General features: G+C 54.0%; 10 protein-coding genes and 1 other RNA gene. 3 read left to right on the top strand and 8 right to left on the bottom strand.

Annotated elements, in window-relative coordinates:
* Nucleotides 1-3: 3 nt before the first annotated feature.
* Complete coding sequence (locus ABNH10_RS09695; RefSeq protein WP_349385755.1) at nt 4-783, bottom strand: hypothetical protein; 780 nt, start codon at nt 781-783, stop codon at nt 4-6.
* Nucleotides 784-934: 151 nt separating this feature from the next.
* On the opposite strand from ABNH10_RS09695, the gene ABNH10_RS09690 reads away from it, so the two are divergent.
* Nucleotides 935-1993: an AraC family transcriptional regulator gene (locus ABNH10_RS09690; RefSeq protein ID WP_349385754.1), complete on the top strand. Its 1059-nt coding sequence runs from the start codon at nt 935-937 to the stop codon at nt 1991-1993.
* Between the two features lie 130 nt (nt 1994-2123).
* Nucleotides 2124-3116 carry a putative solute-binding protein gene (locus ABNH10_RS09685; RefSeq protein WP_349385753.1) on the top strand — a complete coding sequence of 331 codons (993 nt, stop codon included), beginning with the start codon at nt 2124-2126 and terminating at the stop codon, nt 3114-3116.
* A 140-nt stretch (nt 3117-3256) separates the two neighbouring features.
* Here ABNH10_RS09685 and ABNH10_RS09680 read toward each other — a convergent pair whose 3' ends face one another.
* The 5 genes from ABNH10_RS09680 to ffs form a co-directional block, all read right to left on the bottom strand.
* Nucleotides 3257-4399, bottom strand: a complete 1143-nt coding sequence (locus ABNH10_RS09680; RefSeq protein ID WP_349385752.1) for an acyl-CoA dehydrogenase family protein — start codon at nt 4397-4399, stop codon at nt 3257-3259.
* Between the two features lie 150 nt (nt 4400-4549).
* Nucleotides 4550-5152, bottom strand: a complete 603-nt coding sequence (recR, locus tag ABNH10_RS09675; RefSeq protein ID WP_349385751.1) for a recombination mediator RecR — start codon at nt 5150-5152, stop codon at nt 4550-4552.
* A gap of 24 nt (nt 5153-5176) precedes the next feature.
* Nucleotides 5177-5494 carry a YbaB/EbfC family nucleoid-associated protein gene (locus ABNH10_RS09670; protein ID WP_349385750.1) on the bottom strand — a complete coding sequence of 106 codons (318 nt, stop codon included), beginning with the start codon at nt 5492-5494 and terminating at the stop codon, nt 5177-5179.
* A 92-nt stretch (nt 5495-5586) separates the two neighbouring features.
* The gene (gene dnaX / locus ABNH10_RS09665; RefSeq protein ID WP_349385749.1) at nt 5587-7524 is read right to left on the bottom strand and encodes a DNA polymerase III subunit gamma/tau; all 1938 of its coding nucleotides are present in this window, start codon (nt 7522-7524) and stop codon (nt 5587-5589) included.
* A 143-nt stretch (nt 7525-7667) separates the two neighbouring features.
* An RNA gene (ffs, locus tag ABNH10_RS09660) (signal recognition particle sRNA small type) lies at nt 7668-7764 on the bottom strand.
* Between the two features lie 400 nt (nt 7765-8164).
* On the opposite strand from ffs, the gene gap reads away from it, so the two are divergent.
* Nucleotides 8165-9181 carry a type I glyceraldehyde-3-phosphate dehydrogenase gene (gap, locus tag ABNH10_RS09655; RefSeq protein WP_349385748.1) on the top strand — a complete coding sequence of 339 codons (1017 nt, stop codon included), beginning with the start codon at nt 8165-8167 and terminating at the stop codon, nt 9179-9181.
* Here the strand turns inward: gap and ABNH10_RS09650 are convergent.
* Nucleotides 9135-9404: a hypothetical protein gene (locus ABNH10_RS09650; protein ID WP_349385747.1), complete on the bottom strand. Its 270-nt coding sequence runs from the start codon at nt 9402-9404 to the stop codon at nt 9135-9137. The genes gap and ABNH10_RS09650 overlap by 47 nt on opposite strands.
* 266 nt (nt 9405-9670) lie before the next feature.
* Entirely contained in the window at nt 9671-10120 is a 450-nt protein-coding gene (locus ABNH10_RS09645; protein WP_349385746.1) for an Hsp20 family protein, read from the bottom strand.
* Nucleotides 10121-10314 lie beyond the last annotated feature (194 nt).

The raw sequence follows: 10314 nt of genomic DNA, 5'->3' as shown, positions 1-10314 counted from the left end.
TTTCTAGTTATTGGCCGGCATGTCAGTGACGGACGCTCGATGGTTCTTTCGGCTCAGCTTACGCAAAAGAGCAAAGGGATATTTTAAAATAAGGGAATAACTCACTTCGCCGATACAAGGCAATTCCGTACCACGCTCCCAAGAGGGGTTACGTTGTTCAAAAAAATGGATTTTGTCATTCTGAGCGCGCATTTCATCAGAAATAATCGCCACATTAGACTTGAGGTGAGTATATCCTTCTCCGAAGTCCAGAATTCTTTTTTCTGAGCAATAATAGGGTTTAAAAAGTTGGTTGCAGTAGTTATCTACCAAACCCTCAAGTTTTTCACAGTGGTGATTAGAATTCGGGTAGTAGTTATAAAAGTTATTCGCCATTAAAAGATAGGTCTTGTAGCCCTTGGAGATTAACAGCCAGAACATGGGCCGGAATGGATGACGGAATTTTTCACGAATAAGGCGGGCGAAGAATGCAACGTGAAGCGCTTTGCTGCCCCAGTACTCTTTCTCGATAATAGTATCGCCACTAAAAATGCCTTTGACTATTTTATTTCCAGAACTAAAGTGCAATATTTTCATTGTAGAGAAACCTACAATCCGGTTTGACGCCTTATCCTCTACCAAAAAAACGCCACTTTTTTCTGACATGTCATCACAAAAGAGTTCAAGACCAACATTGTCGTAGTAAGAAGAATAAACATCATACATTCTCCTTACCATTGGCACTGATACTTTTGATATAGAAACATAACGCGCTTTCAATCTGTGACTTTTTTCCTTTTGCATGGCCCTATCCCTGATTATTCTTGCTATGAAAGTGGGCGCATCATGGGCAGTAATGCTCTTGGGTTTAAATAGTAAGAACGGCCATTTTTTTGTTAAAAAGGGCAAAACCTATTTTTTTATACAAGAAAAAAGATTTTTGTGACCTTTCACAATGCAAAATTTTGCTCTTCCCCTCCCGTTAACCGAAACTCAAGCAATGAAAAATCACGGGCGTGCCCTAGACCTTCCTCTCGTTTCCACTCGTTATGGTCGGCTGTATTTACAATTCGTAGAAACACACGGAATAACTGCTACGGCAGTACTCGAAAATTCCGGGCTTGACCTAAACATTCTGAATGATCCCGATAGCCACATAACCATCCGACAAATCTGCCACGTTCTCCGCAGGGCCAGCGCTCTGCTCAATGATGCCACCGCCGGCTTCCGGTTTGGCCAACAACTTGATTTTCATGGCCATGGCATTTTAGGGTTTGTCCTGCTTCGACAAGAAGACCCTCGCAAACTGGCAAGAATGATCGTCCAATACTTTCAGGTTTCCGTGCCCCTGATGAATATGGATATCCAGTGCACTGCTGACACCATCACTATTGACCTGTGCGACAGCTGGCGTTTTGCAGGACTCAGACAGACCATCGCCAGCATTTACATGGGCAGCATTTACTCACTATCCTCGCTGGTTTGTAGAGACTACATCTTCGAATGTGACTTCCCCTGCCCGGATACGTCCTTGGGTTGGAACAAGCTGGCGGATGATATAACCGTTCACTTCGACCGCCCAGTCAATCGGGTTGTCATGTCATTGTCCCCTCGTCAACCCAGAGTCAATGACGCCAGCATGGCTAACGTGCTCGCTACCGCTCGTTCTCGAAAGCAACTGGATAGCAACGCCAGCCTCAGAGTAGTGAACCTGGTACGCCAGGAAATCTTGAATAACCTTGGGCGTAATAGCTCCCTGCAAACCATCGCTGAAAAGCTGGACATGAGCCCCCGGTCATTACGGCGGCACCTGTCAATGGCGGGCACGGCCTTTAGCGGTATTCGCAACAAAGTGCGGGAAACGTTTGCCACCCGATACCTGCAAGAAACGTGTATGTCCCTAGAAAAAATTGCCCATTTGCTTGGCTACAGTGATCAAGCCAGTTTCAGCAAAGCTTACCGAAACTGGACCGGCCGCACCCCGGGCGAGATCCGCCGCTTGCACCGTACCTGATTGCAATTGCGATTGGCCAGAACGCCCTTGAACAAAAAATCAAAGGCATTGCGTTGGCGATTGACATCTCTAGTATCGAGAACATCACCCATCGGCAGACATACTAGTAATAACAAGCAGGAATACACCAATGAAGAAGCTGTTTACCGCCGTTCTAGCCCTCTACGCCTTGTCTGCGCCTTTTAGCGCACAGGCAGACACCATCAAGCGCAAAATTTGTGTATTTGATATTGTCGGCAATGTAGGCCCGGTCATGAACGCCATGAAAGACTGGAAAGCCGCCGCAATGGAATGGGGCCTGGAAACGGAGCTGGTCCCCTACACCAACGAAGCGATCGCCGCTGAAGACCTGAAAGCGGGTATCTGTGACGCCTCCTTGATTACCGGCATTCGTGGCCGCGCCTTCAACAAGTACGCAGGCACGGTAGATTCCATTGGCGCCATCCCCACTATGGACCACATGAAGGTAGTACTACAGGTTCTTTCCAATCCCAAGAGCGCAGACAAACTGTCTCAGGGCGCCTATCAGATTCTGGGAATTGCTCCGGCAGGGGCAGCGTATATTTTCGTCAATGATCGCCAAGTGAATTCCTTGGCCAAGGCTGCCGGTAAAAAAGTCGCTGTGCTGGAATACGATGAAACTCAAGCTAAGCTTGTGTCCCAGGTTGGCGCTACGCCAGTTGCCTCGGACATCACCAACTTCTCCACCAAGTTCAATAATGGGGTGGTTGACGTTATTGCGGCACCACTGGTGGCCTATAGTGCTTTGGAACTGTACAAGGGCCTGAGCCCAGATGGCGGGATCATCAACTACCCTCTGGTTCAGCTGACCTTCCAGTTGATCGCAAAGAACGACAGATTCCCACCGGAAATGGCCCAGAAATCACGGGAGTATTTCTACAACAACCTGCACCGCATGACCGATCAACTGGACAAGGAAGCCCGCCACGTGGACCCGCGCTGGTGGGTGGAAATACCCGAAGAGGACAAAGCAGAGTATGAAGTCCTGATGCAGGAAGCGCGCGATCAACTCCGCGTCGAAGGTTACTACGACCCGAATATGTTGACCCTGCTACGCAAGGTCCGCTGCAAAATGGAACCGTCACGGGCAGAGTGCACCTGACAGCTACACGCTACAACACGGTTGACGCTTGTTACTTCCCTAAAGCAAAGAGGCCGCGTCCATGGATTATGGCGCGGCCTCTTACGTTTCAAAACCTGAACACATTCCTAAGCTTCGGCCTGAAACGTGGGGCTGATCGCTTAAAGCCCCATCTGCTTGGCGATCACTTCATTCATGATCTCGTGGGTACCACCACCAATGGAGAGAATCCGGTTATCGCGGAACAAACGCTCCACCACGGTGCCGCGCATATAGCCACTGCCGCCAAAGAGCTGCACGGCGTCATAAGTAACGCGGTCAGCGCAGCGCGTGGCCACATTTTTCGCCATGGACACATCCAGCACACAATTCTCACCGGCTGCAATTCGAGCGGCCACTCGGTAGGTGAATTCCGTGCTGGCTTTTACGTCGGTAGCCATTTCTGCCAGCTTGTGGCGCGTCACCTGAAAACCGGCGAGCGGGCGGCCAAAGGCTTCGCGCTCTTTCACATAGCGCATGGCTTCGTCCAGCGCCAATTGGGCGGTACTGTTAGCCGTCACCGCCAGCACCAATCGCTCCATCTGAAAATTACTCATGATGCAGTAGAAACCACCGTTTTCCGGACCGATCAGATTTTCCGCCGGCACACGGCAATCTTCGAAAAATAGCTCAGCAGTATCAGAAGCCCACCAGCCCATCTTTTTCAATTTGCGCCCAACGGTGAAGCCCGGGGTACCCTTTTCGATCAGCAACAGGCTGATACCGCCATAACCCTTGTCCCCCGTGCGTACGGCTACGGTGTAATAATCGGCGCGCACCCCACTGGTAATAAAGGTTTTAGCTCCATTTACCACATAATGATCACCGTCACGGACCGCTCGGGTTTGCAGGTTGGCCACGTCAGAACCCCCGTTAGGCTCGGTAATCGCCAACGCCGAAATCTTGTCTCCGTTGATTACCTCCGGAACGACCCGCTGCTTCATGGCCTCGCTGCCCCATTTCCAAACTGGGGGCAAGCCGATATCCAGCGAACCCAAGCTCGCGCAAAGGCCGCCGGACGAGCACCGTACCAGCTCCTCACAGGCAGCAATTTTCATGAAGACGTCTTCACCGGTACCACCAAATTCTTCTGGCGCATTAATGCCAAGAATGCCTGCGGATGCCGCTTTCTTATACAGCTCACGGGGAAACTCTCCCGCTTCCTCCCAATCGTCTACTTCCGGGAGAATCTCCCGTTCAACAAATTTGCGTACCGTATCGCGCACCATCTGGTGGGTTTCATTAAAATAATTCAGGGCACTCACAGGGCCTCCTTGGATTCATTTATTGCGCACAACCTAGCGCTTGCTTGGTTCCACCATAACAGAAAGCAACCGGCTGAAACCAGACGAATCCGTGGTTTGAATTGATCGACAATAAAGAGCAATCAGACTTTTAAGGAAGGTGGTGAAACGTCAGGAATCAAAGGGTCTGCGGCCTTTCAGGGCTTGCGCCAGGGTGGCACCATCCACAAACTCCAATTCGCCGCCCATGGGAACGCCTTGAGCAATACGGCTGACCCCCACTCCGGCATCTTGGGCTAGGTCCAGCACATAATGCGCAGTGGCTTCGCCTTCCACGGTAGTGCCCGTGGCCAAAATCAACTCACTGATCTGCCCTTCTTTAAGCCGCTGTTCCAGCACATCCAGACCCAGCTCACGGGGGCCAACGCCATCCAGTGGTGACAGCTCACCCATTAACACGAAATACTGCCCACGATATTCACCGGATTGTTCAAACGCGAGCACGTCTCCTGGGGTAGCCACAATACACACCAGCGAGGCATCTCGACGGGGGTCATCACAGACTGGGCAAAGAGCGGCTTCAGCGTAATTACGGCAACGTTCGCAATGCTGCACTCCATCCATGGCCGCATGCAGGGCATCGCCCAAACGACGCCCGGATTCACGGCCACGATCCAGCAACGCATAGGCCATGCGCTGGGCGGAGCGCGGCCCTACACCCGGCAAGCAAGTGAAGGCATTAATTAGCTGGTCAACTAGTGGCGCATGTTTCACAGTTTCGGCGTCTCGTCGGTGAGCTTAGGGTTTGAAGCCAGGGGGAAACGGGAAGCCACCCGCCATATTCTGCATGTTGTCTTGCTGGTGCTTCTCGACCCGACGAACCGCATCATTCACCGCCGCCGCCAGTAAATCTTCTAACAGCTCTTTGTCTTCGCCCACTAGGCTGGCATCGATATTCACGTTTTTCACATCATGGCGGCCATTCATGGTGACTTTCACCAATCCGGCCCCAGATTCGCCCACCACTTCCGAATTAGCGGCCTCGTCCTGCATTTTTTTCATTTTCTCTTGCATGGCCTGGGCCTGCTGCATGAGGTTATTAATATCGAAATCCATGGTTTACTCCCATATAAACGCTTCAAACTTCACGCAGCAATGCAAGGCGGACAAACCGGCTTAACCGTGTTGCCTATTGCTTGTTGCGTTCTTTATTCCACTATCTCTTTCGGGGTGACACTTTCTTCATCGAGCCGACCGCCAAAGGTGGTGACCAGCGCCTGCACCACCGGATCAGACTGCAATGTGTCTTTAGCTTGGACCAGCAGTTGCTGCCGACGCGCTTCAGCAATGACCTCCGGTGTCGCCCCCGGCTGTTGCTCAAATTCCACTTGGACCTGAATACGCCGCTGGAAGTAATTACCCAGCGCGCCGCTCAATTCTTCTAGGCGCTCGCGATTAACCAGGACTTGATGTCCCGGACTGATCCGCAGCCTCCACACGCTTTCCTCGCGACTGATCAGCACCGCATTGCGAGCGATGTTGCGTACCGTGCCATCCACGTCCAGCCGCAACAGCAGCGCCGCCCACCAAGTGGCCACTTGCGACTCATTGGCGGGTTCCGCTAGCGGCGCCAATAATTCCGCCTTCTGCGTTGGCGCTTGTTCAATCTCGGGCTCGGCTTGCGCTTTACTCTGGGGCGCAGCGGCGGCAACCACAGGCTCGGGTGAGGCCTGAGAAGTAGCCCTGGCAGTAGCCGGCGATCGACCGCCAACGTTCTCCTGAGCCAGGACCGCGGATGGGCTTGGGCTTTCATCCCAGGGTGGCGCATCCCCCGCTGACACAGTGTTACTCGCCGCGTCCACTGGTGCTGCCTGCTCGGCAGCAGCCGGCGTCGGCGAAGGCTCTGGTGCTGTAACAGATGCAGGAGCCGATGTAGGTGTAGGCGGCGAGACCGGGGCCGGCGCAGCGGCAGGCGCTCTGTTCAACAGGGCACGCAAATCTGGCTTGCCGCCAGGCTCCGCCGGCGGCGCTGCCGCTTTAGGCTTTTTTACTGCGGGGCTGTCCCCCTGCACCAATACACCTTTGGGAGTGAACAACACCATGCGCAGCAACAACATCTCCAAGGCCGCGCGGCTATCTGGTGCATCCTGCAGGTCACGACGGCCACGCAGGGCCACGTCGTAATAAAGTTGAATCTGTTCGGCAGTAAGCGCTGCGGCGAGCTGTTGTTGCGTCTCATCATAGCTGCCAGGGACCGCTTGGCAGACCGCCAGTTGGTGCAGCTGACTGATCAGCTCATCCAGCAATGCCAACTCACCGGGACAATGCTCGCTCACCGATGCTAATGCCTGCAGCACAGCACCCGGTTCCTGCTCCGCCAGCGCCACCAGCAGGGTAAGTACATGATTACGATCCACGGTGCCCAGCATGGCGTTCACCGCCTCACTACTGAGCTGCTCACCACCAAACGCAATAGCCTGATCCGTGAGACTCAACGCATCACGCATAGAGCCTTCAGCCGCCTTGCCCAACGAGAGCAGTGCAGGCTCATCGTAGCGAATCATTTCCTTGTCGAGCAGCGTTTTCAAATGCCCGGCAATCTGCTCCGCAGGCAAAGCCTTAAGACTAAATTGCAGGCAGCGGGACAACACAGTCACCGGCAGTTTCTGCGGATCTGTAGTGGCCAGCAGAAACTTCACATGGGGCGGGGGCTCTTCCAAAGTTTTCAGCAACGCATTGAAAGAATGGGCGGAAAGCATGTGCACCTCATCAATCAGGTACACCTTGTACCGCCCCCGGGTCGGCGCGTATTGCACGTTATCCAGCAATTCGCGGGTATCCTCCACCTTGGTGCGGCTGGCCGCATCCACTTCGATCAAGTCAACGAAACGACCGTCGGTGATTTCCTGACAGGTAGGGCATACACCGCACGGCCGGGCACTGACCCCCTGCTCGCAATTCAGGCATCGGGAAAGGATACGGGCAATGGTGGTTTTGCCCACCCCGCGGGTTCCGGTAAACAGATAGGCATGGTGGAGACGATCTTGGTCAAGGGCATGCATCAGGGCCCGGGAAACGTGCTCCTGCCCCACTAGTTCATCAAAGGTGCGGGGCCGGTATTTACGGGCAAGAACCTGGTAACTCATAGCACTCCAGCGGCTTTCTCGACCACGAAGAAAAAGGGATTGGAATCAAGAAGCTTATGCTAACGAAGTTCCCGAAAGGAGGACAGTACAAGAAGCGTGTTGCGTGAAAGCGCGCAGGGGAAGGACAGGAATTAGAGCGGTCTTCCCGCCAGCCACACCCCGGCACACAAGTCCACTGCTACCGTTGCTCCCTTCCGGGCCTGGCGGGGTTCGCAGTTTATCGTTGCGGGGGGACCGACGGGTCGACCATAACGCGTTTGCAGCTTGGCAGCCGCGAAACGAGCGCGCATTGTGGCGAAAGCCCACCGCTATTGCAAGAGGACAGCCGGGCTTGGGCGTGGATCCGGTTAGGAAATTTCTGGGGCACGCCTTATATTCTCACTCTTTCAGGCTGGTCGCCCCCCTCCCGCCAAGGTAAAGGGGACGGCACCTGCTTTGAAGGCAAGCGGGTTGCCCGTATCTTGAAAAAACGACAAGAACAAATACAGGCCAGCCTACCAAGTTCGGAGGGTGTGACCTCAACTGTGCAGGGGTAGATTTTTGTCTCAAGACAGGTGGCCTCACCCGTGCCGCAGGGCTACACTCGAAGGTGCAGACGGTCGCCAGACCTTATCCACCCCAACGCGGACAGGGAGGCTCCATGGACAGTAATCCGACCATTCGCATTGCCATCAACGGTTTCGGCCGCATAGGGCGCTGCCTGGTGAGGGCCCTCAGCGAACATCCGGCCCGGGAGCGTTTTGAATTGGTCGCCATCAACGACCTAGCCGATTTCAACGTACTCGCGCACCTGCTTGCCTTCGATACCACCCATGGTCGCTGGCCCTATTCTGTGCATTATGACGGCGAAACCATGGAAATTAATGGTCTCAGGGTGCCCTGCTACGCCATTGCCGAACTGGAAAAATTACCGTGGAGCGAACGGGCCCCCGACTTAGTGTTTGAATGCAGCGGTCGCTACAAACAACGCGCCCAACTTCAACAGCATCTTGATGCTGGCGCCCGCCGGGTGCTAACAAGCTACCCGGTGGACGACGCCGATGCCATGGTGGTTTATGGCGTCAATCACAAGGTTCTTGATGACGATCAACGCATCGTCTCTAACGCCTCTTGCACCACCAATTGCCTGGCCCCGCTAGTGGATGTGCTGGACCGCAACTTCACGGTGAAACAGGGGCTGATGACCACGATTCACAGCTACACCAACGACCAGAACCTGGTAGACAAGGCTCACGGGGATTTGTTGCGGGCCCGCGCCGCGGCAGTCAACATGATTCCAACCCGCACAGGCGCCGCTCAAGCCGTAGGAGAAGTGCTGCCGCACCTGGCCGGACGATTGGACGGAATGGCGGTGCGAGTCCCTACCCTCAACGTCTCGCTGGTGGACCTGACGCTACTGCTGGAACAGCCGGCTACGGTCGAGGCGATTCATGACAGCCTGAGCAATGCAGCCCACGGTCATTTGCAGGGAGTATTAGCCATGAACCATCTGGCTCTGGTCTCTAGCGACTTCAACCACCAGCCCTACTCTTGCGTGGTAGACACCAACCACACCCGGCTCCTGGACCAACAATTAAAAGTGTTGGCTTGGTACGACAACGAGTGGGGCTTCAGCCACCGTATGTTAGACGTTGCGGCGTATTGGATGGAGCGTTAGCCCAGAGCCACTCTGCTGCAAGCAGCAAACGTGATGCGCGAGGCCTGTTAATCAAACGGACTAAAATGCTCTTCCTGTCCGGCTGCTTCCGCTTCATGGCGATGGCCATGGTGTCGGTGCCCATGACATGCAGGCGGTTCTCACCGATACCTGCTTTGCGTAACTCACCGGTAATACCCTGAACGGACGCAAAGGATTGGGTGAAAGAGTAAAGTCGTTTCATTGCTGTCTCTCCCTATGGCGAACAGCAGGTCGCGTTGCGCGGACAGTACCGTAACCCAATAATACCGTACGCCAATTTTCCTGGTCAGCCTATGTTTCTGAAGGGGCAATTACCGGGTTAGACCCTTTTGCGATGACCACACAGGCCAATTGTTCCACCCGGTTATTGACCCACAATTATCATGCTGTACGTCACCCACGCTAACAAAAAGGGGCCTTTACGGCCCCTTTACCAGGTCACAAAACCGCCTCACAACAAGTGAGCGATTAATTACTTTTTATCGGAGTCGGCGCACCATCCACCGGAATCACACGGGGCTTTTTCTCTTCTGGCACCACGCGGCTCAAGGTCACGGTGAGCAGGCCATCTTTCAGCCCTGCCCCCTCCACTTCCACGTGGTCAGCCAACTTGAAAGTCCGCTCAAAAGCCCGGCGGGCAATACCGCGATGCAGCCAAGTACGCTCGTTACCCTCTTCCGTTTTCAAGTTACCGCGGATGCGCAGTTCATTTTCCTGAACGGTAATTTCCAAATCGCTGCGCGCAAAGCCTGCCATGGCCATGACGATGCGGTAACGGCCATCACTTTCACGGATGATGTCGTAAGGGGGGTAGCCATTGGACTGGTCCGCACGCAGGGCCGCATCTAGCAACTCATCGAAACGGTCGAAGCCAACAGAATGGCGAAACAATGGGGCAAGGGAAAATCCGGTATTCATCACACTATCCTCATTCCAATCTCACCAACAGACCCCGCAGGCATCCGCTGGAAAACGGTTTAAAAATGGTTGATGTGACACGGAGTTAACGCCAGTCATAAGACTGTCTGCATTACTCCAACCGGCCAGTTGTCACTGAATAAGAAAATGGGGTTTAGGGGGGCGCTTTCAAGGGGTTGGGCAGAGTTTCGGTT

The sequence above is a fragment of the Alcanivorax sp. genome, from assembly GCF_040119285.1.
Lineage (GTDB): Bacteria > Pseudomonadota > Gammaproteobacteria > Pseudomonadales > Alcanivoracaceae > Alcanivorax.
Note: the sequence above shows the minus strand (reverse complement) of the source record. Positions and strands in the feature narration are given on the sequence as shown.